Consider the following 26,985-nt stretch of genomic DNA (forward strand, 5'->3'; position numbering starts at 1 on the left):
TCGTTCAACCGATCATTTTGCTTAACCGATCGGTGTTAGCCCGCAGGCCGCCTTTTTATCGGGCAGAGAAGGCTTATTTCAACTCGTCTACCATGGTGGCGGCGCGGCCGATGTAATTCGCCGGCGTCATCGCCTTCAGACGGGTTTTCTCTTCTTCCGGCAGTTCAAGGCCATCGATAAACGCCTGCATGCCGGCGGCATCCACGCGCTTGCCGCGGGTCAGCTCTTTCAGCTTCTCGTACGGCTTCTCGATGCCGTAGCGGCGCATCACGGTCTGGATCGGCTCGGCCAGCACTTCCCAGTTGTGATCCAGCTCGTCCAGCAGGTGCGCCTGGTTCACTTCCAGCTTGCCGATGCCTTTCATGGTCGCCTGATAGGCGATCAGCGCGTAGCCCAGGCCGACGCCCAGGTTGCGCAGCACGGTGGAGTCGGTCAGGTCGCGCTGCCAGCGGGAAACCGGCAGTTTGCCGGCCAGGTGGCCCAGCACCGCGTTGGCCAGGCCCAGGTTGCCTTCGGAGTTTTCGAAGTCGATCGGGTTGACCTTGTGCGGCATGGTGGACGAACCGATCTCACCGGCGATGGTCTTCTGCTTGAAGTGGTTCAGGGCGATGTAGCCCCAAATATCGCGGTCGAAGTCGATCAGGATGGTATTGAAACGCGCCACGCAGTCGAACAATTCGGCGATGTAGTCGTGCGGTTCAATTTGAGTGGTGTACGGGTTCCAGGTGATGCCCAGCGAAGTGACGAAGGTTTCGCTGAACTGATGCCAGTCCACTTCCGGGTAAGCGACGATGTGGGCGTTGTAGTTGCCGACCGCGCCGTTGATTTTACCCATGATCTCCACGCGTTCCAGTTGGCGGAACTGGCGCTCCATACGGTAGGCCACGTTGGCGAACTCTTTGCCGACGGTAGACGGGGTGGCCGGCTGGCCGTGGGTGCGCGACAGCAGCGGGATGTCGCGATATTCCAGCGCCAGGCCCTTGATGGCGTCGATGATTTTGCGCCAGTAAGGCAGCACCACGTCCTGACGTGCGGTTTGCAGCATCAGCGCGTGCGACAGGTTGTTGATGTCTTCCGAGGTGCAGGCGAAGTGAATGAATTCGGACACCGCGTGCAGGGCAGGGATCGCCGCCACTTTTTCCTTCAGGAAATACTCAACCGCTTTTACGTCGTGGTTGGTGGTGCGCTCGATGGTCTTGATGCGTTGCGCGTCTTCTTCGCTGAATTCCGCGACGATTTTGTCGAGGAAAGCGTTTGCGTCGGCGTCAAAAGCGGGAACTTCCTTGATTTCTGCGCAGGCGGCCAGTTTTTGCAGCCAACGTACTTCAACCTGCACGCGGAATTTCAGCAGACCGTATTCGCTGAAAATGGTGCGCAGTGCGCTGACTTTATCACCGTAGCGTCCATCAACGGGTGAGACGGCGGTCAGTGAGGATAATTCCATCGGTAGCAACTCCTGGGATCTATTAACAATGAGCAACGATATTTTGCGCCTGCTTGAGCAGACGATTACGGGAAAACATTAACTGCAGGCGGCTGCCGCCGACCTGTTGCCACAGCACCGCGGCGCGGATGCCCGCCAGCAGGGTGGCGCGCACCTTGGCCTGCACCTGCGGATTCTGCAGGATAGCCGGCGAGCCGGTCACCTGAATGCGCGGCCCGAGCGGGCTGACCACGTCGACATAAATGCCGGCCAGCGCGCTGATGATGGTGTCTGACTCGAGATCGAAATGCGCCAGCTGGCGCTCAAGCTGGCCGAGGCGTTCGGCAAGCGTATTCATCGCCTGCTTGTTGGCGTTGAGCTTGCGCTCCAGCACCATCAGGCTGATGGTGTAACGGGTCAGTTCGGCGCCCGGCCCTTTATTGTTGGCGTTGAGCACGCCCAGCAGCGTCTCGAGGCCGACCTTCAGCTTGTTCTCTTCACCGCCGAACACCGCCAGCGTGGAGGGCGGGTCCATTTGCAGCAGGCTGTTCAACGAGGTATGAAGGGCCTCGCGGTCGCATTGCCCTTCGTGCGCCAACTGCTGGACCAGTCGCGCCGCCTGGCTGATCCCAGCCATCGCCAGCGTGATGTCATAATAATTCTTCGCCAAGATTGCTCCTGTAAACGCTGTTAACGGTACATGGCTTACTGCGTAAAGTTGTGTGTATCGAAAGGGTAACGGCGGCGGCCGCGGATCGGCGACGATCGGGCGTGGCAGTGACAACGACGACAACGAATGTTACAGATCATGCCACAAAATCGGGGCTAAACCCAGCGTCTAATACACCCGCGGCGGGGCGGATTCGCCGTGTGGCGCAGAACTGCGCAAACATGCAGCGAAAATCGCCGGAGTGGGAGGGTGAACTTATTGTTGCGGCAATGAATAAAGTTTCCCGGCGGCATCTATACTGCCAACGTGAGCCCTCAAATAAAGACTTCTCTATGCATGTAAAAAACAAGCAGCCGCTGCCGGCGGTGACGCTGGCGGCTATCGGCGTGGTGTATGGCGACATCGGCACCAGCCCGCTGTATACCCTGCGCGAGTGTTTGACCGCGGAAGAAGGCATCACCATGACGCCCGCGTCGATTTACGGCTTTTTGTCGCTGATTTTCTGGCTGCTGACGTTGGTGGTTTCAGTCAAATACATTTGTTTCGTGATGCGCGCCGACAGCGGCGGTGAAGGCGGCATTCTCACGCTGATGTCGCTGGCGGTGCGGCGGCTGGACTCGCGCTGGCTGCCGGCGGCGATATTTATCGGCCTGGTGGGCGCCAGCTTTTTCTATGGCGACGGGGTGATCACCCCGGCCATTTCGGTGATCTCGGCCATTGAAGGGCTGCAGATTATCGCGCCTGAGCTGGACCGCTTTATCATCCCGCTGTCGCTGTTGGTGCTGGCCGCGCTGTTCGCGATCCAAAAACGCGGTACCGGCAGCGTCGGCAAACTGTTCGCGCCGGCGATGGTTGTTTGGTTTGTGACGCTGGCGCTGTTGGGCATCGGCGGCATTCTGCGGCACCCGCAAGTGTTGCAGGCGCTCAACCCCTATTGGGCGCTGAATTTCTTTATGGAATACAAGGGGGTGTCGTTTTTTGCGCTCGGCATGGTGGTGCTGTCGGTGACCGGCGCCGAGGCGCTGTACGCCGATATGGGGCACTTCGGCAAAAAACCGATACGCCTCGCCTGGTTTACCCTGGTGGCGCCGTCGCTGGTGCTGAACTATTTTGGCCAGGGGGCGCTGCTGCTGGTCAATCCGGCGGCGATCAATAACCCGTTCTTCCTGTTGGCGCCGGGCTGGGCGTTGATCCCGCTGTTGGTGATCGCCACGCTGGCGACGGTGATCGCGTCGCAGGCGGTGATCTCCGGCGTATTTTCCATCACGCGGCAGGCGGTGCGCCTGGGATACCTGCCGCCGATGCGCATTATCTATACCTCCGATCAGGAGTCCGGGCAGATTTATATTCCGGTGGTCAACTGGCTGCTGTTCGCCGCCGTGCTGATCGTGATTATCAGCTTTAAACACTCCAGCAACCTGGCCTCGGCCTACGGGATTGTCGTGACCGGCACCATGCTGCTGTCTTCTGTCCTGCTGAGTATCGTCGCGGTGAAAAACTGGGGCTGGCCGCGCTACTGGGGCCTGGCGATGCTGCTGGTGATGATGGCGATCGACATTCCGCTGTTCAGCGCCAATTTGATTAAGCTGCTGTCCGGCGGCTGGCTGCCGGTGGCGCTGGGGTTGGCGATTTTGCTGGTCATGCTCACCTGGAAGACCGAGCGTTCGCGCCTGATCCGCCGGCTGCGCGACGACCAGGAAGGCCTGACCGCGCTGATTGAATCGCTGGAGAAAGCGCCGCCGAAGCGGGTGCCCGGCACGGCGGTATTTATGGAGCGCACGCCTCATGCGGTGCCGTTGGTGTTGCTGCATAACCTGAAGCACAACAAGGTATTGCATGAACGGATAGTGCTGTTGACCATCACCACCCTCGACATGCCCTATGTGCACAACGTGCAGCGGGTGACCATCGAGCGGCTGTCGTCGAGCTTCTGGCGGGTGGTGGCCAACTACGGCTGGCGCGAGACGCCCAACGTCACGGATATCCTTTACCGCTGCGGGCTGGAGGGGATGAGCTTCACCATGAATGAAACCTCGTTCTTCATGTCGCGCGATACGCTGGTATTGGGCAAACGGCCCTGGTATCTGCGCATTCGCGGCAAGGTGTTTCAGCTGCTGCAGCGCAATGCGCTGCGCGCGCCGGATCTGTTTGAGATCCCGCCCAATCGGGTGATTGAGCTGGGCGCGCAGGTCGAGTTCTGAATAAAAAAGGCGCTGCAGTGATGAACTGCCGCGCCTTCAGCCTGAGATGGGGCGATTACTGCAGACGCTGCTCGATAATGCCGCCGCCGAGGCAGATTTCACCCTGATAGAATACCGCGGACTGGCCCGGCGTCACCGCGGCGACCGGTTCGTCGAAACGCACTTCGATGCGTTGGTCGTCGATCGGCGTAACGGTGCAGGGGATGTCCTGCTGGCGATAACGGGTCTTCACCGTGCAGCGGAACGGCCCGCCGAGCGGCAGACGGTCAACCCAGTGCAGCTGCTGCGCAATCAGGCCGACCGACATCAGGCGCGGATGGTCGTGCCCCTGCGCCACCACCAGCACGTTGTTGGCCACGTCTTTATCCACCACGTACCACGGATCTTCGCTGCTGTCTTTCATGCCGCCGATGCCCAGCCCCTTGCGCTGGCCCAGGGTGTGATACATCAGCCCCTGATGCTCGCCGAGGGTCTGGCCGTCGACGCTGACGATCGGGCCAGGCTGTGCCGGCAGGTAGCGGCCGAGGAAGTCGCGGAACTTGCGTTCGCCGATAAAGCAGATGCCGGTGGAGTCTTTCTTCTTGGCGGTGACCAGCTCCAGCTGTTCGGCGATGCGGCGCACCTCCGGTTTTTCCAGCTCGCCGACCGGGAACAGGCTTTGCGCTACCTGCTCGTGCCCCAGGGTGTACAGGAAGTAGCTCTGGTCTTTATTGCCGTCGACGCCGCGCAGCAGGCGGCTTTTGCCGTCTACGTCCTGGCGGCGCACGTAGTGGCCGGTGGCGATAAAGTCCGCCCCCAGGTCTTCTGCGGCGAATTCCAGGAAGGCTTTGAATTTGATTTCTTTATTGCACAGGATGTCCGGGTTCGGCGTGCGGCCGGCCTTATACTCTTCAAGGAACAGCTCAAACACGTTGTCCCAGTATTCCGCCGCGAAGTTCACCGTATGCAGTTCGATACCCAGCTTGTCGCATACCGCCTGCGCGTCGGCCAGATCGGTCGCGGCGGAGCAGTATTCTTCGTCGTCGTCTTCTTCCCAGTTCTTCATAAACAGCCCAGCGACCTGATAGCCCTGTTGCTGTAACAGATAGGCAGTAACGGAGGAGTCGACGCCGCCGGACATTCCGACGATTACTTTTTTCTGGCTGTTGTCTGACATGGGATTCTCACGAGCTTGAACACGAACCGTGCTGATAAAAACAAGCGCAGGATTTTATCACGTTGGGCCAGCCCGCGCACTGCTCTTATTGTGCTGAGGTTCAGAACGGCCAGGCATAGCTGCCGACCAGCGACAGCGGGTAGCGCTCCGGCTGCTGATAGCTGCGGATACTTTCCGCCACCAGCCCGGAACGCAGGTTGGGCGCCTGCAAAATCTCTTCGGCGCTCAGCCACAGGCAACGGTCGATGTCGCTGTCGTGCGGCTCGGTCGGCAACGGTTGTGCCAGTTCGATCGCGAAGCAAAAGCGCAGGAAGGGCGTGCGGTCCGGCGCGATCCACTGGTGCAGCCGCAGGAACGACTGCGGCGCGGCGCGGATGCCGGTCTCTTCCCACAGCTCGCGCTCGGCGGCCTGCACCAGCGTTTCGTCGGCCTCAAGGTGGCCGGCCGGCTGGTTCCACAGGGCTTTGTTATTGATGGTCTCTTCGACGATCAGGAATTTGCCGGCGGCGTGCACCACGCAGGCGACGGTGACGTGCGGTTTGAACATAGCGGCCCCTTACAGCGGTTTGTCGATGCGTTGGTAGATGTCATCCAGCTCGGCAATGCGGGTTTTGTAGCTCTGCGACAGGCAATTGGCGTCGCTGCCGCACAGCTTGCGCTGCTCCAGCCAGCTTTGCTGGCGATCCTGCATCGCGCCGCGGGCGCCCATGGCGAACAGGCCGCGCAGGAATTGGTATTTGGTGACCATTTCCACGTCCTTGTCGCTCAGCGAACGGCTGGCGCAAACCGCTTTTTCATCGGCGTTGACCGCTTTGGCGCAGTCGAAGCTGGCGGCCTGCGCCGCAGAGGCCGACAGCAGGCCGGTAAATACTAGCGCGGTTAATGCTTTTTTCATGACGGCTCCTTGCAGACTACAGGGAATCAAGGGTTTTCCATTCACCGGGTTGCAGTTCACCCAATGAAAGATTACCCATACTGTAGCGAATCAGGCGCAGGGTAGGGAACCCGATATGCGCAGTCATGCGACGCACCTGGCGATTTCGCCCTTCGAACAGGGTGATCTTCAGCCAGGCGGTGGGGATGGATTTGCGCTCGCGAATTGGCGGGTTGCGCGGCCACAGCCACTGCGGCTCGGCCACCAGCTCCACCCCGGCGGGCAAGGTGGGGCCGTCTTTCAGCGTGACGCCGCTGCGCAGTGGCGCCAGATCGCTTTCCTGCGGCGCGCCTTCCACCTGCACGAAGTACACCTTGCCGGTGCGTTTGCCCGGCTGGGTGAGCTGCGCCTGCAGCTTGCCGTCGTTGGTCAGCACCAGCAGCCCTTCGCTGTCGCGGTCCAGACGCCCTGCGGCGTAAACGTCGGTAAAGGGAATGAACGCTTTCAGCGTGGCGCGGCCGGCTTCATCGGTAAACTGCGGCAGCACGTCGAAAGGTTTGTTGAATAACACCACCCGGCGCGGCCCCTTGGCTGCAGGCGCTTTGGCGGCGGCGGGCTTGCTGAATCGTTTAACTTTGTGATTTGTAACAGGGAATTTTTTCATAACGGTTGAGATTACGGATGATAGGCGCATTATAACCGAATCCGTTTCGGATTGGCGCGGAGCGAATATTCAAGTAGTATCTACACGCATCTTACAAAGCATTAACAAAAATTGCGCTTGAAGGAGAGGTTGATGGAAAGCAAAGTAGTTGTTCCGGCAGAAGGTAAAAAGATTACGGTTGATGCCCAGGGTAAACTGGTTGTTCCGAATAACCCGATCATTCCGTTTATCGAAGGCGACGGCATTGGCGTCGACGTTACCCCTGCTATGATTCACGTGGTTGATGCGGCTGTGAAAAAGGCCTACCACGGCGAACGTAAAATCTCCTGGATGGAAATCTATACCGGCGAAAAATCCACGCACGTATACGGTAAAGACGTATGGCTGCCGGACGAAACTTTGGATCTGATCCGTGACTACCGCGTCGCCATCAAAGGCCCGCTGACTACCCCGGTCGGCGGCGGTATCCGCTCCCTGAACGTGGCCCTGCGCCAGCAGCTGGACCTGTATGTGTGTCTGCGCCCGGTGCGTTATTACCAGGGCACCCCAAGCCCGGTTAAACAGCCAGAGCTGACCGACATGGTGATCTTCCGCGAAAACGCCGAAGACATCTACGCCGGCATCGAGTGGAAAGCCGGTTCTGCGGAAGCAGACAAGGTAATCAAATTCCTGCGCGACGAAATGGGCGTGAAGAAAATCCGCTTCCCAGAGCAGTGCGGTATCGGCGTTAAGCCATGCTCCGAAGAAGGGACCAAGCGTCTGGTGCGTGCGGCGATCGAATACGCCATCACTAACGACCGCGACTCCGTAACCCTGGTTCACAAAGGCAACATCATGAAGTTCACCGAAGGTGCCTTCAAGGATTGGGGCTATGAGCTGGCGCGCGAAGAGTTCGGCGGCGAGCCGATCGACGGCGGCCCATGGCTGAAGATCAAGAACCCGAACACCGGTAAAGAGATCGTGGTTAAAGACGTGATCGCCGACGCCTTCCTGCAGCAAATCCTGCTGCGCCCGGCGGAATACGACGTGATCGCCTGTATGAACCTGAACGGCGACTACATCTCCGACGCCCTGGCGGCCCAGGTTGGCGGCATCGGCATCGCGCCGGGCGCCAACATCGGTTCCGACTGCGCGCTGTTCGAAGCAACCCACGGCACCGCGCCGAAGTACGCCGGCCAGGACAAAGTGAACCCAGGCTCGATCATCCTGTCCGCAGAGATGATGCTGCGCCACATGGGCTGGTTCGAAGCGGCTGACCTGATCGTTAAGGGCATGGAAGGCGCCATCGCCGCCAAGACCGTGACCTATGACTTCGAACGCCTGATGGATGGCGCCAAGCTGCTGAAATGTTCAGAGTTTGGCGACGCTATTGTTAAACACATGTAATGGTGTGAGCGTTTGAATGAGAACGGGAGCCTTAGGGCTCCCTTTTTTTATTCAATATCATATATCGGCGTGAGCGTTCTTTGGCTCGCCATTTTAGTTGATTTGCTTACTGGGAATAATCCATAAGGAAAGGGATATGAAAGTAACCTATTTAGGATGTAAAACCGGCGTCTCCCCATGGTGGTTGATCGTTGCTGCGCTGACGTTAACGGGAGGGGCCAAAGCCGCTTCCACCAGTAAAGCCGATCCGATGAACCAAGAGGCCGACGATCTTTTTGCTTCTCTCGAAGGCAAAACGGTTCCCGCTCCCGGCACTGAAGAGAATGATTACGCAGCTCAGCTGCGATCCGCTATTGAAAACCATTTAAAAGATGCCGATGCTTATGCCGGTAAACGTTGCGCCCTGAAAATTACGCTGGCTCCTGACGGGCTATTGTTAGGTGTACAGGCTCGAGAGGGGGATCCGGCTCTTTGCCGCGCCGCTGTGCAGGCGATTACCCATGCCCGGCTTCCCAAGCCCCCGACGCCCGCTGTTTATAATGCCTTTAAAAGTAGCCTGTTGGAGATTCGCCCAGTAGGGGCTAAATAACAGAATGGTTGCGGCTATATAAAAAATACCGGAGTCTGAAATGAGGGTTCGCGCCGCCACAGAGGCAGATATCGCGGCTTTGACCGCCATTGACAGCGTCGCATCCGACGATGCGCTTCGCCGTGCTCAAATCCAGGCATGGTGCGCTTCGGGCGCTTGCTACCTGGTCGAAAGTGAAGGGCAGGTAATGGCCTATGGCGTGCTGAACGACCATTTCTTCGGTTGCGGGTTTATTGAAATGCTGATGGTGGCCGAGGGCTGCAGGCGCCAGGGGATAGGCGCCGGGCTGGTCGCCGAGTTGGCGCTCCTTTGCCCGCAGGCCAAGCTGTTTACCTCAACCAATCGCTCTAATTTGGCGATGCGAAAACTATTGCTGGACGCCGGTTTCATTGAGAGCGGTTATATCGAAAATCTTGATGAAAACGATCCGGAGTTGGTGTTTTTCATCCGGCCACGTTAATAAAGCCGAACTTTCACTTCCTGCTGCTGCAAAACGGTGCTGACATAGCCATAGGCGCAGTAAAACGCCAGCAGCGCGCTCACCAGCACCATGAGGGAGGCTTTGAATTTAACGTCGCCGTCTCTCGACAGCCGATAGGCGCAATAGATAAAGGTCAGCAAACAGAGCAGGGTGAAGGCGATTGCCAGGGTGGCTATAAGATAATAATGACGAAAAAAGGTCTTCCATGTGCGTGTAGCAATATCGGCCCAGCATAGCACCGTTGGGCGAGGCCGCAAAAGCCAGGGGGCCAGATTTGGCCCCCTGCAATCAAAGGTTCAACCCGGGTTAGCTGGCGTCGGGATGATTTTTTCCTTCCTCGATAAACTCTTCGTCGATCTCGTCGGTGGTTTCCTTGCTGTCGCGGCCGGACAGGATATTCCAGCAGGCGATGAACAGCGCGGCGATCAGCGGGCCAATGACAAAGCCGTTGATGCCGTAGATTTCCATGCCGCCCAGGGTGGAGATCAGGATCAGGTAGTCCGGCATTTTGGTGTCTTTGCCGACCAACAGCGGGCGCAGGATGTTATCCACCAGCCCGATAATCACCACGAAGAAGCCCACCAGGAACAGGCCTTTCCACAGCATGCCGGTGGCGAAGAAATAGATGGCGGCCGGCACCCAGATAATCGCCGAACCCACGGCGGGAATGATCGACAGGAAGGCCATCAATGCGCCCCACAGCAGGCTGCCGTCGATGCCGGTAATGTAAAACGCCAGGCCGCCGAGCGCGCCCTGCACCAGCGCCACCACCACGGTGCCTTTGACCGTGGCGCGGGAAACGGCGGCGAATTTCACGAACAGGTGGTGTTTCACGTGTTCGGACAGCGGCAGGGCCTCTAGCGCCAGGTTGACCAGGTATGGCCCATCTTTCAGCAGGAAGAACAGCAGGTAGAGCATTACGCCAAAGCCGACGGCGAAGTTGAAGGTGCCCTTGCCGATCAGGAATACGCTGCCGGCCAGGTATTGCCCGCCTTTCAACGCCACCTCGGAAAGCTGTTTCTGGATATCAGCCGCGTTGTCGAGCTTATGTTCGGCCAGGAAATGCTGCGCCCAGCCGGGCAGATGGCGCATAAAGTCGGCCAGCATCGTCGGCAGCTGCGTATCGTTATTCTGCAGCTTGGTGTAGATGACGTTGAACTCCATCGCCAGTGAAGAGGCGATGATCGCCAACGGCGTAAATACTATCAGGCAGATAACGCCAACCGTCAGCAGCGACACCAGCCCATTTTTTTCACCGAAGTATTGTTTAAGCTTTTTCTTCAACGGGTGGAAAATCACCGCCAGAATGATGGCCCACAGCACCGAGGAGTAGTAGGGCCCCAACACGTCCAGAAAAGCGGCGGTCACGATAAAAAGGATCAGAATAAAAAATCCCTTCGAAATACCTTTAGACATCATACTCATCCCTCAAATGATAAATTCGCCAGCCATGGGCGCTGACTGAAAACAACCCTATCATTACCGCCGTTTAACCGGTAGCGGATTTTTAGCGTGCCGAACCCTGGCTTTCGCCCGGGCCGGGAGGGCAGGCAAAGAGGGGAAAGGCAGTCAATGATTAATAAAATTTATTGATTTTGTTTCATTTTGTGAAGCGCGCTTGATGATGGGCGATGCGTTGCCTAAGTTTGAAGTGGATCACATTTCACTACAAACTGAAGGGAAAGGCAGATGGCTGAACACAAGCGGATTAGGGTAATTGAGAAGATGGCGTTGATCGCTTTTGCCGGATTGGTGCTTTATCTGGCGGCAACCGGCGCATTGTCGTTATCGGGCCTGGATCACCACTGGCCGTATCCGTCCAGATAAGCGTAATTTCCATACCTGCATGCGGTACGGATCCGGCGCCAGCTCGCGGCTGAGGCTGGATCCGTAAAGCCTGAGTCAGGGGCGCAGCCTATCGCCGGCCGGTTTTTAAAAGGAGCGCCAACGTCGTGGCCAATGCGGCGGCGGCCAACAGCAGCCCGGCGGGGGCGGTCCAACCGGCATAGGCGACGATGGCGCTCAGCACCAGTGGGCCGATGACCTGCCCAAGATAGTTGCCCTGCATTACCAGCCCCAGGCTCAGCGGGACCAGGCTGGGTTCCGGCGTGGCGGCCGGCGTGGCCGCCAGCAGGGTCGCGGGCAGCATGCCGCTGATGGCGCAAAACAGGAAGCACAGCGGGATCAGCAGCGCGACCGGCGTGGCGCTAAGGAAAATGCCCACCCCGGACAGCCCCATCATCAGGCTGGTGGCGGCCAGCAACGAACGGGCGGGGATGCCGCGCGACAGCAGCAGGCCGGCGCTAAGGTTGCCGATGATATTCGCCGCCACTATCACCGCACTGACGCTGCCCGCCGCCGCGAGCGAAAGCCCGACGCGCTGCATCAGGAATATCGGCAGGAAAGACATCACCGCAAAGAACTGCAGATTATAGGCAGTAAAGATCAGCGCCAGCAGCAGCGGCTGTCGTGCGCGCAGCAGATCGGTCAGCGCGCGGCGCAGCTGCAGAGGAACGGCAGACGAAAAGGCCGCTGGGTTGCGGGTAGTGAGTGGCAGCAGCAGCGCGCTCAACAGCGTCAACGCGCCGCCGGCGAACCAACTCTGCTGCCAACTGCCGAGGTGCGGGCCGAAAAATAACGACAGTGCGATGCCTGCCGGCATGAAGGTGCTCCAGATACCGAACACCAGATTGCGCTGTTGCGGTTCAACCAGCCGGTTGAGCACCGCGGGTGAAGCGACAACCACGATCACAAAGCCAATTCCCTCGATAAAGCGCGTGGCGATCAGCCCGGCGAAATCGTGCAGCGCGGCGCCGGCGAAGCTGGCAACGCTGATGACCAGCAGGCCGAGCAGCAGCAGGCGCCGGTCGCCCCAGCGGCGTACCAGCAGGCCGGCGGCAATGCCGCCGAACACGCCGATAAACGGGAAGGCCGAAATAACCCAACTCAGTGACTCCAAAGAGCGGCCGAATTCGCGCTGCAGCTCCGGCAGGGCGATGGTCGCTTTGCCGACGTGCAGCGCGGCTGAAATGCCGGCAAGCAAGACGTTGGCGACCGCAATCCATTGGGTGGCGGGGGCGCTGGGGGCAGCCTCCAGGGCTGCGGGTTTGATGGCTGACATAAAAATCTCCAGGGGCGGTAAAGGCCCGACTATGCGCTGGCGCGTTGGTTTCGGCAGTTCAATTATTGCTCTGCATCGTTGCGAAAGCGCACATTTCGGGCTTTTTCGCTAGCGGAGGCGTTAGAGACGGTGCGCGGCCGATCCCGATCATTGAAGATGCGCGTCTGGTCAGATAAAACTGTTGGCCTAAAAGGAGAAATGCATGTACAGCGATAACGAGAAAAAGTTTTATATCATCCTGAACCGCAACCACGAAACCGCGACCCTGTTCAACGCCGCCTGCCACCTGACGGCGGGTATCACCGATCTGATTGAACAGCGAGAATTCCATCATTATCCCAGCAGTATCGACGGCATCAGCGCCAATATGAGCCACTATCCTGTTGTGATCCTGCAGGCTAAAAATAGCAGCCAGCTCAGCAGTCTGATCCTGAAATGCCGCGAAGAGCGGGTGCTGTTCAACTTTTTCACCACCACCATGCTGTCGCATTCGGCCGAGCAGCAGATTGCCGACACCGCCAATAGCGAGTATGACCAGCTGGACTTTGTGGCGGTCGCTCTGTACGGCGAAACCGAACAGCTAAAGCCGTTGACCAAAAAGTTCTCGGTCTATCGCTGAGCAGTAGCGTACTGCGATCTGTCACCTTAAAAAATTTGGGGTTTTATGTTAAGTTGGCTGCTGACGTCATCACAAGGAGAAAACGATGTTAGAACAATATTATCCGGCAAATATGGGGTCCAAACCGGTCACGGACGAACAGCATAAACGATTAGTGGCGGTACAGGCGGCGCTGGAGTTGATCAAGGCCACCTTGTCCGACACCAACGACGGCAACGGCGTAGATTTCCAACTGAAGGCGGCCGAAAAGCACATTGGCCCGATGGCCGACGCCATTCAGGAAGCGTTGAAATAACCGCCTGTCTTGAATAACGACCGTCCGAATTCGGGCGGTTAGTGAGATGGTCCCCCCCACCCTGTGAGCGGTACGCTGACAGGGTGGGGGGGCCATAGATTTTATGGCGGTTTTACTGGCCGGGCAGGATTACTGTGATTTTTTCATTAGTGCATTGCCTTTTTCCCGGCTAGTGCCGTTTTCAGCGCCAACCTATTATGCAGGTCCGGTTAATCACCAGGTTTCCTGCCATGTTCCAGAACACCGCATCATCAGTAGCATCACTGTGTCTTGGCGCCGCTATGTGTCTGGCAGCCGCTGCGCCGGCGCAAGGCGCGCAGACGATCACCTTCGTTCCCGATGTCGCCGGGGGATACCCTGAGAGCATCGCCTGGAATGAACGCGCCGGGGCGTTTCTGGTTTCGTCGCTGCGCGGCGGGCAGCTTGGCCTGGTTTTTGAAGACGGGCGCTATCGGCGTTTCGCCGCCGGCCGCCCGCAAATCACCACCTCCGGCATTGTCGTTGATGCGGCGCGCAACCGCGTGCTGGTCTGCAATGAAGACGTCGGCATTGCGCTGAAAACGTCCCCCGGCACGCGCAACCGCATCGCACAGGTGCTGGAATTCGCTCTCGATACCGGCGTGCTGCAACGGGTGTATGATCTCTCGCCGTTGAGCAAAGGGCCGACGCTCGCCAACGATCTGGCCATAGATCCGCAGGGCAATGTTTACGTCACCGACAGCTTCCAGCCGCAAATTTATAAAATCGACCGGGCAACCGGCGCGGCTTCGATACTGGTGCGCTCCGAGCGGCTGATGCCCGCCAAGGCCGGTGCGGCATCGGGTGCTCAGCCCTATCTCAACGGCATCGTTTACCATCCGGGCGGCTATTTGATCGTCGGTGACTATTCTCGCGGCCTGCTGTGGAAGGTGGCGCTGGATGGAACGCGCAAGCTAAGCGAGATCGCGCTGCCGCTGCCGCTGAAAGGGCCGGACGGTTTGCGCCTCAAAAGCCCCGACACTCTGGTGGTGGTGCAGTCGTTCCCGGGGGCGGATGGCAAGATGTCGGGGGATGTGACGCTGCTCTCTTCATCCGACGGCTGGGCCAGCGCCCGCATCGCCGCAGTCGCTACGCCGCCGGGGCTGGACGGGCCGACCGCCGCGGCTATCAAGGACGGTGAGGTTTGGGTGGTTAATTCCCGCTACCCGCAGCTGTTTGCCGACAGCGCCAAGGCGGATGGCACGCGGGAGTTTAGCCTCGTCAAAGTGGCGTTTGCCGAGAGCGGCAATGCCGCCGGGGCTCGCTGAAGCCAAGGAGCTCGCCGAACGCTCGCGGGGTTTCCTGCGCAGCCGTGATGTGCCTATAATACGCCGGTGACTGTATAAATAAACAGGGTGTATAATGGGCCTGGCGCTAAAGAGTGAGAAAATCGATCGCAACCGCTTTACCGGCGAAAAAATCGAGAACGGCAGCTTTATTAACTGTGATTTTTCGGGCGCCGATTTGACCGGCACCGAGTTTATCGGCTGCCAGTTTTACGATCGCGACAGCCGGCTGGGCGGTAATTTCAGCCGTGCGCTGTTGAAAGACGCCAGTTTTAAAAGCTGCGATCTGTCGATGGCCGATTTCAGAAACGCCAGCGCGCTGGGGATCGAAATTCGTGAATGCCGGGCGCAGGGCGCGGACTTTCGCGGCGCCAGCTTCATGAATATGATCACCAGCCGTACCTGGTTCTGCAGCGCTTACATCACCAAAAGCAACCTGAGCTACGCCAACTTTTCCAAGGTGGTGCTTGAGAAGTGCTAGCTGTGGGAAAACCGCTGGAATGGGGCGCAGATCCTCGGCGCCAGCTTCAGCGGTTCCGACATGTCTGGCGGTGAATTCTCCGGCTTCGACTGGCGTGCGGCTAACGTGACCCAGTGCGACCTGAGCAATTCCGAACTGGGTGAGCTGGATCTGCGCCATACCGATCTGCAGGGCGTGAAGCTGGACAGCTACCAGGCTGCCCAACTGATGGAACGGCTGGGGATTGCGATTATCGGCTGAGGAGCTGTCTGATGCCCAGGCCGATAATCAGCGCGCCGCAGGCGCGATCGATCCAGGCTTTACTGCGCCGGTAGGCGCTGGCGATGGGCGCGTGCGACAGCACCAGCGCCACCAGGCCATACCACAGGCTGGCGATCACCGCGACCTCCAGCAGCATGGCGGCGAAGGTGGGCATGGAGATATGCGCCGGCGCTGCCGACGAAAACACCGCGGCGTAAAAGGCGACCGATTTGGGGTTGGCTATGTTGGTGGCGACCCCCTGCAAGAACGCCGATCTGAAGCCGGCGTTCACCCCGCACGCCGCGCCGGCAACGCCTGAGCCGGGGGCTGCATGGGCGATCAGCCGATAACCGAACCAAATCAGATAACCGGCGCCGGCCACTTTTACCGCCAGCGCCAGCCAGGGGAACAAGGCGAAAACCATACCGACGCCGAGCAGGGCGCTGCTCGCCCAGAACAGGTTGACCAATACGATGCCCGCCACCAGGGCGAAAGCCTCGCTGCGGCGCGCGGAAACGGCTTTGTGCGCAACGGCGACAAAGTTGGGGCCGGGGATCACCACGCCGACGATATAGACGGTGAAAACGGCGAGCACGGCTGACATATCGATCATCGGTTAACTGCCTGTCAGAAGGGGGGAACTCTAGTTCTATAATGAATCGCCGGTGTGATCCAGCAGTGCGGAAACTTTTTTACCGGCCCGTAGCGGCAGGCGCCAGCGGCCTAAGGCGGTAATAAATTTATGAGCCTTATGAATATAATTTAAAATATGCCTTGCTTAAATAATTCAGCTGTGTGTAAATAGCGTCATCGGTTTGTAGTACAGACCTTATGAAAGCAGTTTTAGTAAAGCAGTTCTCAGTATTAGCGATATCCCTCAGATACCTCTTCTCCCGCGAATTTTCTTCTCTAGTGCCCCATAAGTTTCCAATAAAAACAGACCTCTATCGCCATATGGCGTCGCAAAAATATAAAGGGAATATCTCTATGTCTAATAAAATGACTGGTTTGGTAAAATGGTTTGATGCAGGTAAAGGCTTTGGCTTTATTACCCCGGCAGACGGCAGCAAAGACGTGTTCGTACACTTCTCCGCTATTCAGAGCAACGATTTCAAAACGCTGGACGAAGGCCAACAGGTTGAGTTCACTATCGAAAATGGCATGAAGGGGCCTTCTGCCGGCAACGTGGTCGCGTTATAATTTTCGGCCGAGGTACGATTTCTTACGACAGCGATGATGGTTTAAGCCGGAGCAGTTAAGAAATGAAATCCTCAGCCTGAATAAACTCCGGGTTCGCCCGGAGTATTTGTCAATACGTCATTAGCTCAGCAGGAAGAGCGGCAGCGAAATTATCCGTTGGCGGACTGGGGTTCGATTCCTCGATGACGTTCCAATAATTAATTATTATTGGCAACAGAAAAACAGATTGTCGCATAAATAATAATGCCGATTTTCAGTCTATTTTTCTGTTGTGAAAAAGTTGTGCTTAGGCTGCGTAACGTTGGAGTGTTGGATGGACGCTTACGCCATAACATGACAGCCGGGAAAGTAACCGGCAAACATTGATAACCCCGGCATGGCGCCGGGGTTTTTTTATGTCTGCTCTCTCAGCGTTGAGAATCCAGCAGCTCGTTGTTTTTCACTACGTCCTGCGCTTTCATATAGCTTTCAATCAGCAACTGATAGGCCGGGAAGATTTTGGTGTATACCTCAGCCCATTGCTGCGCATCATCGCGGTTCCAGCTGCCTTGCAGCTCTGAGGCGACGCCGGCGGTATCGATAGGCACCACGCCGGCCTGCACCACGCGCGCCAGGGTGATTTCTTGCGCCATTTTGGAATAGGTGCCGGAGGCATCGATCACCGCGAAGACCTTATAGCCTTCGGCGACCGCGCTGATGGACGGGAAGGCCATGCATACGCTGGTGATGGTGCCGGCGATAATCAGGGTCTTGCGGCCGGTGGCTTTTACCGCCGCCACGAACTCCGGGTTGTCCCAGGCGTTGATCTCGCCTTTGCGGGCGACGTACTGTGCATGCGGCGCATTCTGGTGGATTTCCGGGATCAGCGGGCCATTGGGGCCCTGCGGCACCGAGGCGGTGGTGATCACCGGCAGTTTGCTCAGCGTGGCGATGCTGGCCAATGCGCCGGCGCGGGCGCGCAGCTCGGTCATTGGCATGTCGGCGACGGTCTGGAACAGACCGCTCTGGTGATCAATCAACAGCAATACGGCGTCATTGACATCAATAACAGGACGTTGACCGTTAAAGTTTTCTGGAGCGCTCATGGTTTTTTCCTTCTGTAGTCGGATGGTGATATGAAAATTAATGTTGAATAACCAGATGGTTAATCTCATTTCGTGCTCTTAGTTTAGGCACTTGGCGGAATTGCACTAGAGGGTGAAGGTGGGATTAATCGTTCCATAAATAGAACGATATTGAGCGACAGGCGAGCATCCCAACGCTGAACTAAAATTAAACTGCATAAGAAGCATGCGGAAAGCCCGGCAGGGAGCGCCATTCTGTTCACTAGCTCGATGCGGAGGGCAGTCGTCATGGCTTATCAACATATCGTTGTCGCAACCGATCTCAGCGAAGACGCCGAGTTCCTGCTGGGCAAGGGCGCCAGGCTGGCCGCCGCGCTCAATGCCAAACTTTCCCTGATCTATATCGATATCCACCGCACCGGTTATTACGCCGAACTGGGGGTGGGTGAATATAACTACACCGATCGCACCTTTTCGGAGCGGGTCAAGAACATACTCAATGCGATCCGCGGTCAGTCGTCCTACCCGGTGGAAGAGGCGATCGTCAGCCGCGGTGAACTGACGGCAGAGCTGAACCGGGCGGCTAAGGAGAAAGGGTTTGATCTGATTGTCTTCGGCCATCACCACGATGTCTGGAGCCGGCTGATGTCTTCGGCGCGCCAGGCGATCAACGATCTGAATGTCGATCTGCTGGTGATCCCCATCGACAAAAAATAGCGCAGCCCCTCGCCCGGCGAGGGGTTTCTATCGTGTCTCATGCCCAATAGCCCCCATCGAAATAGTCACTCTGGTAAATTTTATTATATCCATCAATAATTTGGCTTAATTCCGAGAATGCTTGCCCCAGCGCATTGAAATGGCTCCTGATACCTCTTTTTGGTTAACAAACCGCACGTTTTGACTGGCCTGGCGCCGCCGGGAGTTTTATCCTCGGGCAATGAGGATTTGTATGATTTATATAAATACGTTCACATGGAGGAGGTCTCATGCGTTTTGACAATAAAGTGGTGGTCATCACCGGTGCGGGTAATGGCATGGGGGAAGCGGCGGCGCGGCGGTTTTCCGCCGAGGGCGCCATCGTGGTATTGGCCGACTGGGCCAGGGAAGCGGTGGACAAGGTGGCCGCTTCGCTGCCGCAGGGCCGGGCGCTGGCGGTGCATATCGACGTTTCCGACCCGGTTGCGGTCGAGAAGATGATGAATGAAGTGGTGGAGAAACTGGGCCGTATCGACGTGTTGCTGAACAACGCCGGCGTACACGTGGCGGGCAGCGTGCTGGAAACCAGCGTCGCCGACTGGCGGCGCATCGCCGGGGTCGATATCGACGGCGTGGTGTTCTGCTCCAAGTTCGCCTTGCCGTACCTGTTGAAAACCAAAGGCTGCATCGTCAATACGGCGTCGGTTTCCGGCCTGGGCGGCGACTGGGGCGCGGCTTATTACTGTGCGGCGAAGGGGGCGGTGGTCAACCTGACGCGCGCCATGGCGCTGGATCACGGCGGCGACGGCGTGCGCGTCAACTCGGTGTGTCCGAGCCTGGTGAAAACCAACATGACCAACGGCTGGCCGCAGGAGATCCGCGACAAGTTCAACGAACGCATTGCGCTGGGCCGCGCGGCGGAGCCGGAAGAAGTGGCGGCGGTGATGGCGTTCCTGGCCAGCGATGACGCCAGCTTTATCAACGGCGCCAACATCCCGGTCGACGGCGGGGCGACCGCCTCGGACGGTCAGCCGAAAATCGTTTAGGCGTTAGCCATTGGGCCCGGCATCGCCGGGCCTTTTTGATCACACCCCAATGCGATCGCGCAGCGTATAATACGCGGCGCCGATGGCGGTGAACGGGATCTGCAGGTTGCGCCCGCCGAAGAACGGCAAATGCGGCAGCCTGGCGAAGGCGTCGAAGCGCTCCGCGTCGCCGCGCATCAGTTCCGCAATCAGCTTGCCCGCCAGATGGGTGCAGGTCACGCCGTGGCCGCTGTAACCCTGCATGTAATAGACGTTATTCTCCAGGCGGCCGAACTGCGGCATGCGCGACAGCGTCAGCAGGAAGTTGCCGGTCCAGCGATAGTCGATGCGCACCCCCTTCAACTGCGGGAAGGTTTTCAGCAGCTTTGGCCGGATCAGGTTGTCGATGTCGTCCGGGTCGCGTGCGCCATAGACCACGCCGCCGCCGTAAAGCAGCCGGTTATCGCCGGTAATGCGGTAATAATCCAGCAGATAGTTGCAGTCTTCGACGCAGTAGTTTTGCGGGATCAGCGCCTGCGTCACCTCTGGCGCCAGCGGCTCGGTGGCGACCACCTGAGTGCCGCACGGCATGCTGCGCTTCGCCAGGCGCGGCTCCAGCTTGTCCCCCAGATAGGCGTTGCCGGCGACAATCACGTAGCGTGCCTTCACCTGGCCGCCGGCGGTGCTGACGATAGCCGGTTCGCCGTGGCGGATGTCGGTCACCGCCGATTGTTCGAAGATGCGGCCGCCCTGCAGGCGAATCGCCTCAGCCTCGCCGAGCGCCAGATTGAGCGGGTGGATGTGGCCGCCGCTGTGGTCCAGCAGCGCGCCGACGTAGCGATCGCTGGCGATCTCCTGGCGCACCCGGTCGGCATCCAGCAGTTCGAGCTGGGTGTTGCCGTAACGTTCCCAGTTCTGCTTCTGCTCGATCAGCGCGTGGTACTGCTTGTTATTCAGCGCGGCGAAGATGCCGCCGGGGCGGTAGTCGCATTCGATGGCGTATCGCTTGATACGGCTGCGAATGATCTCTGCGCCCTCAAACATCATGCTGCCGAGCACCCGGGCGCTTTCCGGCCCGTAGCGTTGCTCAATTACGTCGATGTCGCGGCTGTAGGAGTTAACCAGCTGGCCGCCGTTGCGGCCGCTGGCGCCAAAGCCGATGCGTGCGGATTCCAGCACCACCACGTCATAACCGGCCTCTACCAGAAACAGCGCCGAAGACAGGCCGGTGTAACCGCCGCCGACCACGCAGACGTCGCATTCGATAGACTCATTCAGCTGTGGGTAAGGCTGATGGTCGTTGGCCGAGGCCGCATAATAGCTTTTTACGTGTTCAGTCATGATGAGGCCCTTATTCCAGCGAGATCCAGGTGGTTTTCAGTTCTGTGAACTTATCCAGCGCGTGCAGCGACTTATCGCGGCCGTTGCCGCTCTGCTTGTACCCGCCGAACGGCACGGTCATGTCGCCGTCGTTGTAGTTGTTGACGAATACCGTGCCGGCTTTCAAGCCCCGCGCCATGCGGTGGGCGCGGCTCAGATCGCGGGTCCAGACCGCGGCGCCCAGGCCGTAATCGCTGTCGTTGGCCAGCTGCAGCGCCTGCTGTTCGCCGCTGAAGGTGGTCACCGCCAGCACCGGGCCGAAGATTTCGTCGCGCGCTACGCTCATGGCGTTATCCACCCCGGTGAGAATGGTCGGGCCGAGGTAGCCGGCGTGATCGCCCTGCGGGTGCCGACGGCCGTCGAGGAACAGCGAGGCGCCCTGGCTCAGCCCCTGGTCGATATAGCCCGCCACTTTCTCGCAGTGGCCGCTGTCGATCAGCGTGCCCATTACCGTGGCCGGATCGAGCGGGTCGCCCGGGGTAAATGCCGCCGCATGCTTGCGCAGCGCCTGCAGAAAATCTTGCTGAATACTTTCTTCCACCAGCAGGCGGGTACCGGCGATGCACACCTGGCCCTGGTTGTAGAAAATGCCTGCCGCAGCGCTTTGCGCGGCTTTGTCCAGGTCCGGGCAATCGGCGAAGACGATATTGGCGCTTTTTCCGCCGGCCTCCAGCCAGACGCGTTTCATATTGGATTCGCCGGCGTACTTCATCAGTTGCTTGGCAACCAGCGTGGAACCGGTGAAGGTGAGCGCGTCGACGTCGTTGTGCAGCGCCAGCGCCTTGCCGGCGTCGTGGCCGTAGCCGGGGACCACGTTCAGTACGCCGTCCGGCAGCCCGGCCTGCTGCGCCAGCTTGCCGAGCAGCAGGGCGCTCAGCGGCGATTTTTCAGACGGTTTGAGGACCAGGCTGTTGCCGGCGGCCAGCGCCGGGCCGAGCTTCCAGCAGGCCAGCAGCAGCGGGAAGTTCCAGGGAACGATGGCGCCGACCACGCCGATTGGCTCACGTTCGATCAACGCCAGCGCGTCGCGGCCGGTAGGGGCGATTTCGCCGTACACCTTATCGATCGCTTCGGCGTACCAGCGGATGCAGCGGATAGCGCCCGGCACGTCGTCGCGCAGGCTGTGGCGGATAGGCTTGCCGGTATCCAGCGTTTCCAGCAGCGCCAGCTCTTCATGGTGCTGTTCCATCAGTGCGGCGAAGCGCAGCAGGGTGGCTTTACGCTGCGCCGGGGCCGCCTGTGACCAGTCGCCGCGCTCGAACGCGCCGCGCGCCGCGCTGACCGCCAAATCGATATCGACGCCGCTGCCGCGCGCCACCAGCGCCAGCTGGCGCCGGCCGGCGGGATCGTCCACGGCAAAGCTTTCCCCTTCGGCGGCCGGCTGATAGCGGCCATTAATAAACAGTCGGTTCTCAATGTGCAGGGCTTGCGCCCGATGTTGCCAATACTGCAGGTGGTGGAAATCCATACCTAGCTCCGTTGATCAGAATGTCGTCGGCGTATGGGCGCTGATAATCCGGCAAATCCGCGCCGACGTGTTGCTGAAACTGTGGGGAATGCCGGTGTTGATGGCGTAGCTCTGCCCGGCCAGCAGGTGATAAACCTGCCCGTTGACCTGCAGCACCACTTCGCCTTCCAGCAGCGTGCCTATTTCTTCCCCCTGGTGTTTGATGCGCTCGCCGGTGGTGGTGCCCGGCTCATAGGTTTCTATCATCATCGCCAGGGTGCGGTTGGGATCGCCGTTGTGGATAAGCTTCATTGACACCCCCTGGCTGCCAATTTCGATCAGGTCTTCGTGATCGATGACGATTTGCGGCTCCGCCGGCTTATCCGGCTCGGCAAAAAACGCCGACAGCGACAGGCCGTAGACCGTCAGCAGCTTTTGCAGCGTACTGATGGCCGGGCTGACCTTATCCTGCTCGATGGTGCTGATGGCGCTGTGGGTCAATCCAGACAGTTCGGCTACCCGGCGCTGCGACAGCCCTAACTGCTGGCGGATCTGCGACAGACGTTTTCCCGGCGCCAAGCTGACATCGCTCATGGGCGTTTTTCCTTTTGATAGTTCCGGCAAGCGGTGATGAAACCATCAAACAACAGGCGCGACAGGGCGTACTCTTCGCTGTTCCACTCCGGGTGCCACTGCACGCCGAGCGCGAAAGGCCGATCGCGCACGCTGATGGCCTCCACCAGCCCGTCGGCGGCATGGGCCTCGATGCGGATCTCCGGGCCGAGGCTTTTGGCGCCCTGGCCGTGCAATGAGTTCACCCAGAATCTGTTGCAATCCGGTATCAGGTCCGAAAGGAGCCCCCCTTCCTGCACGATGACTTCGTGGGCGGGGGCGTATTGCTGTTCCAGCGGCAGGTCGTGGTCTTCACGGTGTTCAAGCAGCTCGGGCAGTTCGTACAGCCGGCGGTGCAGGGTGCCTTGGGTGGCGACCACCATTTCCTGCATGCCGCGGCAAATGGCGAAAAGGGGAATGCGCCTGTCGAGCGCGTGGCGGATTAGCGCCAGGCTCAATTCATCTCGCCCAGGATCGGCGTCAGGCTCATCGCCGTTTTCACCATAAAGGTGCGGCTGCACATTGCTGGGGCTGCCCGGCAGCAGAATGCCGTCGAGCTGCTCCAGCAGTTCCGCCAGCAGTTCCGGCTCGGCCAGCGCGTGCGGCAAGGCGATTGGCAGCCCGCCGGCGGCGATCGCGGCATTCAGGTACTTTTCTTGCAAGGTCTGTGTGAGGTGTCCGTTTAACCTGTACCTGCACATCACCACGCCGATGACTGGTCTGTTAAATATATTGCCCATGCTATCCCCTTGGTATGTTCGAAATTATGAACGATAAGCTTCTACACTGCCGTTTTCGTTCAATATTCTATAAATCTAGCAGTGGAATGGGCAATATTCAAACCAAAAGTAACACTTGCAAAACAAAATTGTTTCATCTACGTTTCATTTGTGGACATTATATTGAGCAAGATGGTCAATAAACATCGACGACAGACAAAACACAAACGGCGGGTGAATCATGCAGACCAACATCGTAGAAGTGGAAAACTTTGTTCAACACAATGAAGAAAGACGAAGTAGCGCGTTCCAGCGCGAAGTGAACAAGTATCTGGAACGTTATCCGTTAACCCAGCACGTCGACGTTCTGCTGACCGATCTCAACGGCAGCTTCCGCGGCAAACGCATTCCGGTCGGCGGCCTGAACAAGCTGGAAAAGGGCTGCTACTTCCCGGCGTCGGTGTTTGCGATGGATATTCTCGGCAACGTGGTGGAAGAGGCGGGGCTGGGGCAAGAATTGGGCGAACCGGACCATATTTGCGTCCCGGTGCTGGGCACCCTGACGCCGTCGGCGGCCGACCCGCAATATATCGCGCAGGTGCTGCTCACCATGCTGGATGAAGATGGCACTCCCTTTGACGTTGAACCGCGCAATGTGCTGAACCGAGTGTGGCAGCGTTTGCGTCAGCGCGGGTTATCCCCCGTGGTAGCGGTAGAGCTGGAGTTTTATCTCATCGACCGCCAGCGCGACACGGAGGGCTATCTGCAACCGCCGTGCGCGCCGGGCACCCAGGAACGCAACACCCAGAGCCAGGTGTATTCCGTCGATAACCTGAACCACTTCGCCGACGTGCTGAGCGAAATCGACGAGTTGGCGCGCCTGCAGGGCATTCCGGCGGACGGCGCGGTGGCGGAGGCCTCGCCCGGCCAGTTCGAAGTCAACCTGCATCATACCGACAACGTGCTGGAAGCCTGCGATCATGCGCTGGCGCTGAAGCGCTTGGTGCGCATGGTGGCCGAAAACCACAACATGCAGGCTACCTTTATGGCCAAACCCTACGAGGAGCACGCCGGCAGCGGCATGCACGTGCACATCAGCATGCTGGACGGGCAGGGCAGCAACGTGTTCGCCGACGACGACGGCGAAGACTCCACGCTGCTGAAACAGGCGCTGGCGGGCATGATCGCCTTGATGCCGTCTTCCATGGCGCTGTTGGCGCCGAACGTCAACGCCTACCGCCGTTTCCAGCCGGGCATGTATGTGCCGACCCAGGCCTCGTGGGGGCACAATAACCGCACCGTGGCGCTGCGGATCCCCTGCGGCGACCGCGACAGCCATCGCGTGGAGTATCGCGTGGCCGGCGCCGACGCCAACCCGTATCTGGTGATGGCCACTATTCTGGCCGGCATTGTCTACGGGCTGGAAACGCCGCTGCCGCTACAGGAACCGGTCACCGGCAACGGGCTGGAGCAGGATGGGCTGCCGTTCCCTATCCGCCAGAGCGACGCGCTGTATGAGTTCGAACACCAGCCGGTGCTGAAGGCGCTGCTGGGGGAAAGGTTCAGCCACGTCTATCTGGCCTGCAAGACCGATGAGCTGGTGCAGTTTGAGCGCCTGATCACCGAAACCGAAATTGAGTGGATGCTGAAAAACGCCTGATCCGCTCAACCCCGCTACTTCCGCGCGCGTCCAGCGTATTTCGCCGGCTATCCTGTGGCCAGCGAGGCTGCGCGCAGCGGTACAGAATTTCTTCCATCTGGGCGTACAGGACGCCAGCGAGGAAATAACCATGATTGTTCAACCCGAATGCACAGGCGTACGCCTGTGCCGCAGCGCCCTGATTTCACATCGCTCATCCCGCCGCCTGAGCAGCAGTATCCCCGCGGCCTCTCTGAATGACGTTAAACGGTTAACAGCAGAGGACCAAGAGGGGAACTGCCATGACGATTAAAGCCATCGAATGCGATCAGGCGGGCAAACCGCAGCTGCGTAAATCCTTGAAGCTGTGGCAGGTGGTGATGATGGGCCTGGCCTATCTGACGCCGATGACGGTGTTTGATACCTTCGGCATCGTCTCCGGCCTGACCGACGGCCACGTGCCGGCGTCTTATTTGCTGGCGCTGGCCGGCGTGCTGTTCACCGCCATCAGCTACGGCAAACTGGTGCGCCAGTTCCCAACCGCCGGCTCCGCCTATACCTATGCGCAAAAGGCCATCAACCCGCACGTCGGCTTTTTGGTGGGCTGGTCCTCGCTGCTGGATTATCTGTTCCTGCCGATGATCAATACCCTGCTGGCGAAGATTTATCTGACCGCACTGTTCCCCGAAGTGCCCCCCTGGGTCTGGGTAGTGGGCTTCGTGATCATCATCACCGCCATCAACCTGAAGAGCGTCAACCTGGTGGCCAATTTCAACACGCTGTTCGTGCTGGCCCAGGTGGCGATCATCGTGGTGTTCATCTTTCTGGTGGTGCGCGGCCTGCACAGCGGGGAGGGGCTGGGTACGGTGTGGAGCCTGCAACCGTTCATCAGCGAAAACGCGCATCTGTTGCCGATCATTACCGGCGCCACCATCCTGTGCTTCTCGTTCCTCGGCTTTGATGCGGTGACCACGCTGTGCGAAGAGACGCCCGACGCCGCCAGAGTGATCCCGCGCGCCATCTTTCTCACCGCGCTGTACGGCGGGGTGATCTTCATCAGCGTTTCGTTCTTTATTCAGCTGTTTTTCCCCACCATTCAGCGCTTCCATCAGCCCGATGCGGCGCTGCCGGAGATTGCGCTGTACGTGGGCGGCAAGCTGTTCCAATCGATCTTCCTGTGCGTTACGTTTATCAACACGCTGGCGTCGGGCCTGGCGTCGCACGCCAGCGTATCGCGCCTGCTGTACGTGATGGGGCGCGACAACGTGTTTCCGGAAAAATTCTTCGGCTATATCCATCCCAAATGGCGCACCCCAGCGCTGAACGTGTTGCTGGTGGGGTTGGTGGCGCTGTCGGCGCTGTCTTTCGATCTGGTTACCGCCACCGCATTGATCAACTTCGGCGCGCTGGTGGCCTTTACCTTTGTTAACCTGTCGGTGATCAGCCACTTCTTTATCCGCGAAGGGCGCAACAAGAGCTGGAAGGACCGTTTCAACTTCCTGTTCCTGCCGCTGGTCGGCGCGCTGACGGTGGGGGTGCTGTGGCTCAACCTGGAGAAAAGCTCGCTCACCATGGGGCTGATTTGGGCGATGCTGGGTTTCGGTTACCTGGCCTATCTTACTCGCCGCTTCCGCCAACCGCCGCCGCAGCTGGAGCGCCAGCCGCAGCAATAAATCATCCGGGCGGGATCTTCCCGCCT

General features: G+C 58.9%; 28 protein-coding genes and 2 pseudogenes. 15 read left to right on the forward strand and 15 right to left on the reverse strand.

The features are described 5' to 3' along the window. Positions 1-73 precede the first annotated feature (73 nt). Together purB and hflD are read right to left on the reverse strand one after the other, a co-directional pair. Positions 74-1,444, reverse strand: a complete 1,371-nt coding sequence (gene purB / locus KHA73_RS10315) for an adenylosuccinate lyase (RefSeq protein ID WP_234590696.1) — start codon at positions 1,442-1,444, stop codon at positions 74-76. Between the two features lie 22 nt (positions 1,445-1,466). Then, entirely contained in the window at positions 1,467-2,093 is a 627-nt protein-coding gene (gene hflD / locus KHA73_RS10320) for a high frequency lysogenization protein HflD (RefSeq protein WP_234590697.1), read from the reverse strand. 332 nt (positions 2,094-2,425) lie between these two features. Between hflD and kup the strand changes: the two genes are divergently transcribed. After that, on the forward strand, positions 2,426-4,294 hold the full coding sequence (gene kup / locus KHA73_RS10325) for a low affinity potassium transporter Kup (RefSeq protein ID WP_234590698.1): 1,869 nt from the start codon (positions 2,426-2,428) through the stop codon (positions 4,292-4,294). 55 nt (positions 4,295-4,349) lie between these two features. Here the strand turns inward: kup and mnmA are convergent, their stop codons facing one another. From mnmA to rluE, 4 genes are all read right to left on the reverse strand, one after another. After that, positions 4,350-5,450, reverse strand: a complete 1,101-nt coding sequence (mnmA, locus tag KHA73_RS10330; protein ID WP_234590699.1) for a tRNA 2-thiouridine(34) synthase MnmA — start codon at positions 5,448-5,450, stop codon at positions 4,350-4,352. Positions 5,451-5,550: 100 nt separating this feature from the next. Next, a complete protein-coding gene (locus KHA73_RS10335; protein WP_234590700.1) occupies positions 5,551-5,997 on the reverse strand; it encodes an NUDIX hydrolase in 447 nt (148 codons plus the stop codon). A gap of 9 nt (positions 5,998-6,006) precedes the next feature. Then, entirely contained in the window at positions 6,007-6,345 is a 339-nt protein-coding gene (locus KHA73_RS10340) for a lysozyme inhibitor LprI family protein (RefSeq protein WP_234590701.1), read from the reverse strand. A 16-nt stretch (positions 6,346-6,361) separates the two neighbouring features. Then, a complete protein-coding gene (gene rluE, locus KHA73_RS10345) occupies positions 6,362-6,988 on the reverse strand; it encodes a 23S rRNA pseudouridine(2457) synthase RluE (RefSeq protein WP_234590702.1) in 627 nt (208 codons plus the stop codon). 132 nt (positions 6,989-7,120) lie between these two features. Here rluE and icd point away from each other — a divergent pair, with 132 nt between their 5' ends. From icd to KHA73_RS10360, 3 genes are all read left to right on the forward strand, one after another. Then, positions 7,121-8,374, forward strand: coding sequence for an NADP-dependent isocitrate dehydrogenase (icd, locus tag KHA73_RS10350; RefSeq protein ID WP_234590703.1), 1,254 nt, complete (start codon positions 7,121-7,123; stop codon positions 8,372-8,374). A gap of 136 nt (positions 8,375-8,510) precedes the next feature. Beyond that, positions 8,511-8,963 carry a cell envelope integrity protein TolA gene (tolA, locus tag KHA73_RS10355; protein WP_234590704.1) on the forward strand — a complete coding sequence of 151 codons (453 nt, stop codon included), beginning with the start codon at positions 8,511-8,513 and terminating at the stop codon, positions 8,961-8,963. Positions 8,964-9,003: 40 nt separating this feature from the next. Then, a complete protein-coding gene (locus KHA73_RS10360) occupies positions 9,004-9,423 on the forward strand; it encodes a GNAT family N-acetyltransferase (protein ID WP_234590705.1) in 420 nt (139 codons plus the stop codon). On the opposite strand, the gene KHA73_RS10365 is transcribed toward KHA73_RS10360, so the two are convergent. Continuing rightward, positions 9,420-9,584, reverse strand: coding sequence for a hypothetical protein (locus KHA73_RS10365; protein ID WP_234590706.1), 165 nt, complete (start codon positions 9,582-9,584; stop codon positions 9,420-9,422). The genes KHA73_RS10360 and KHA73_RS10365 overlap by 4 nt on opposite strands. A 166-nt stretch (positions 9,585-9,750) precedes the next feature. Next, entirely contained in the window at positions 9,751-10,863 is a 1,113-nt protein-coding gene (locus KHA73_RS10370) for an AI-2E family transporter (RefSeq protein ID WP_234590707.1), read from the reverse strand. Positions 10,864-11,133: 270 nt separating this feature from the next. Between KHA73_RS10370 and KHA73_RS10375 the strand changes: the two genes are divergently transcribed. Further along, positions 11,134-11,271 carry a hypothetical protein gene (locus tag KHA73_RS10375; protein WP_234590708.1) on the forward strand — a complete coding sequence of 46 codons (138 nt, stop codon included), beginning with the start codon at positions 11,134-11,136 and terminating at the stop codon, positions 11,269-11,271. A gap of 88 nt (positions 11,272-11,359) precedes the next feature. Here KHA73_RS10375 and KHA73_RS10380 read toward each other — a convergent pair whose 3' ends face one another. After that, positions 11,360-12,565 (reverse strand): MFS transporter, encoded by a 1,206-nt coding sequence (locus KHA73_RS10380; protein WP_234590709.1) that lies wholly within the window; start codon positions 12,563-12,565, stop codon positions 11,360-11,362. Positions 12,566-12,767: 202 nt separating this feature from the next. On the opposite strand from KHA73_RS10380, the gene KHA73_RS10385 reads away from it, so the two are divergent. The 4 genes and pseudogenes from KHA73_RS10385 to KHA73_RS10400 all read left to right on the forward strand — a co-directional run bounded on the left by KHA73_RS10385 (position 12,768) and on the right by KHA73_RS10400 (position 15,504). Continuing rightward, positions 12,768-13,184, forward strand: coding sequence for a DUF2000 domain-containing protein (locus KHA73_RS10385; RefSeq protein WP_234590710.1), 417 nt, complete (start codon positions 12,768-12,770; stop codon positions 13,182-13,184). An 85-nt stretch (positions 13,185-13,269) separates the two neighbouring features. Further along, complete coding sequence (locus tag KHA73_RS10390) at positions 13,270-13,479, forward strand: hypothetical protein (protein WP_234590711.1); 210 nt, start codon at positions 13,270-13,272, stop codon at positions 13,477-13,479. Positions 13,480-13,760: 281 nt separating this feature from the next. Then, complete coding sequence (locus KHA73_RS10395) at positions 13,761-14,765, forward strand: gluconolaconase (protein ID WP_234590712.1); 1,005 nt, start codon at positions 13,761-13,763, stop codon at positions 14,763-14,765. Positions 14,766-14,859: 94 nt separating this feature from the next. After that, positions 14,860-15,504: pseudogene (locus tag KHA73_RS10400) on the forward strand (Qnr family pentapeptide repeat protein). Here KHA73_RS10400 and KHA73_RS10405 read toward each other — a convergent pair. Further along, on the reverse strand, positions 15,494-16,117 hold the full coding sequence (locus KHA73_RS10405; protein ID WP_234590713.1) for a LysE family translocator: 624 nt from the start codon (positions 16,115-16,117) through the stop codon (positions 15,494-15,496). The pseudogene KHA73_RS10400 and the gene KHA73_RS10405 sit on opposite strands and share 11 nt — an antisense overlap. 374 nt (positions 16,118-16,491) lie before the next feature. On the opposite strand from KHA73_RS10405, the gene cspE reads away from it, so the two are divergent. Then, the gene (gene cspE, locus KHA73_RS10410; RefSeq protein WP_148876050.1) at positions 16,492-16,704 is read left to right on the forward strand and encodes a transcription antiterminator/RNA stability regulator CspE; all 213 of its coding nucleotides are present in this window, start codon (positions 16,492-16,494) and stop codon (positions 16,702-16,704) included. 114 nt (positions 16,705-16,818) lie between these two features. After that, positions 16,819-16,897 (forward strand): annotated as a pseudogene (locus tag KHA73_RS10415). A 214-nt stretch (positions 16,898-17,111) separates the two neighbouring features. On the opposite strand, the gene KHA73_RS10420 reads toward KHA73_RS10415, so the two are convergent. Then, positions 17,112-17,789: a hydrolase gene (locus KHA73_RS10420; RefSeq protein ID WP_234590715.1), complete on the reverse strand. Its 678-nt coding sequence runs from the start codon at positions 17,787-17,789 to the stop codon at positions 17,112-17,114. 267 nt (positions 17,790-18,056) lie between these two features. Here KHA73_RS10420 and KHA73_RS10425 point away from each other — a divergent pair, with 267 nt between their 5' ends. Next, positions 18,057-18,485 (forward strand): universal stress protein, encoded by a 429-nt coding sequence (locus tag KHA73_RS10425; protein WP_234590716.1) that lies wholly within the window; start codon positions 18,057-18,059, stop codon positions 18,483-18,485. Between the two features lie 269 nt (positions 18,486-18,754). Then, the gene (locus KHA73_RS10430; protein WP_234590718.1) at positions 18,755-19,510 is read left to right on the forward strand and encodes an SDR family NAD(P)-dependent oxidoreductase; all 756 of its coding nucleotides are present in this window, start codon (positions 18,755-18,757) and stop codon (positions 19,508-19,510) included. A gap of 39 nt (positions 19,511-19,549) precedes the next feature. Here the strand turns inward: KHA73_RS10430 and KHA73_RS10435 are convergent, their stop codons facing one another. Genes KHA73_RS10435 through puuD form a run of 4 tightly spaced genes read right to left on the reverse strand, consistent with a single transcriptional unit; the run spans position 19,550 to position 23,668 of the window. Continuing rightward, positions 19,550-20,830, reverse strand: coding sequence for an NAD(P)/FAD-dependent oxidoreductase (locus tag KHA73_RS10435; RefSeq protein ID WP_234590720.1), 1,281 nt, complete (start codon positions 20,828-20,830; stop codon positions 19,550-19,552). Between the two features lie 10 nt (positions 20,831-20,840). Beyond that, positions 20,841-22,337: an aldehyde dehydrogenase PuuC gene (gene puuC / locus KHA73_RS10440; protein WP_234590722.1), complete on the reverse strand. Its 1,497-nt coding sequence runs from the start codon at positions 22,335-22,337 to the stop codon at positions 20,841-20,843. A 15-nt stretch (positions 22,338-22,352) separates the two neighbouring features. Then, the gene (puuR, locus tag KHA73_RS10445; protein ID WP_234590724.1) at positions 22,353-22,910 is read right to left on the reverse strand and encodes an HTH-type transcriptional regulator PuuR; all 558 of its coding nucleotides are present in this window, start codon (positions 22,908-22,910) and stop codon (positions 22,353-22,355) included. Next, entirely contained in the window at positions 22,907-23,668 is a 762-nt protein-coding gene (puuD, locus tag KHA73_RS10450; protein WP_234590725.1) for a gamma-glutamyl-gamma-aminobutyrate hydrolase, read from the reverse strand. Before puuD ends, puuR begins: the two co-directional genes overlap by 4 nt. A gap of 220 nt (positions 23,669-23,888) precedes the next feature. On the opposite strand from puuD, the gene KHA73_RS10455 reads away from it, so the two are divergent. Both KHA73_RS10455 and KHA73_RS10460 read left to right on the forward strand, forming a co-directional pair. Then, complete coding sequence (locus KHA73_RS10455) at positions 23,889-25,307, forward strand: glutamine synthetase family protein (protein ID WP_234590726.1); 1,419 nt, start codon at positions 23,889-23,891, stop codon at positions 25,305-25,307. A gap of 281 nt (positions 25,308-25,588) precedes the next feature. Next, positions 25,589-26,959: an APC family permease gene (locus tag KHA73_RS10460; RefSeq protein ID WP_234590727.1), complete on the forward strand. Its 1,371-nt coding sequence runs from the start codon at positions 25,589-25,591 to the stop codon at positions 26,957-26,959. Positions 26,960-26,985: the final 26 nt, after the last annotated feature.

Source organism: Serratia entomophila, assembly GCF_021462285.1.
Lineage (GTDB): Bacteria > Pseudomonadota > Gammaproteobacteria > Enterobacterales > Enterobacteriaceae > Serratia > Serratia entomophila.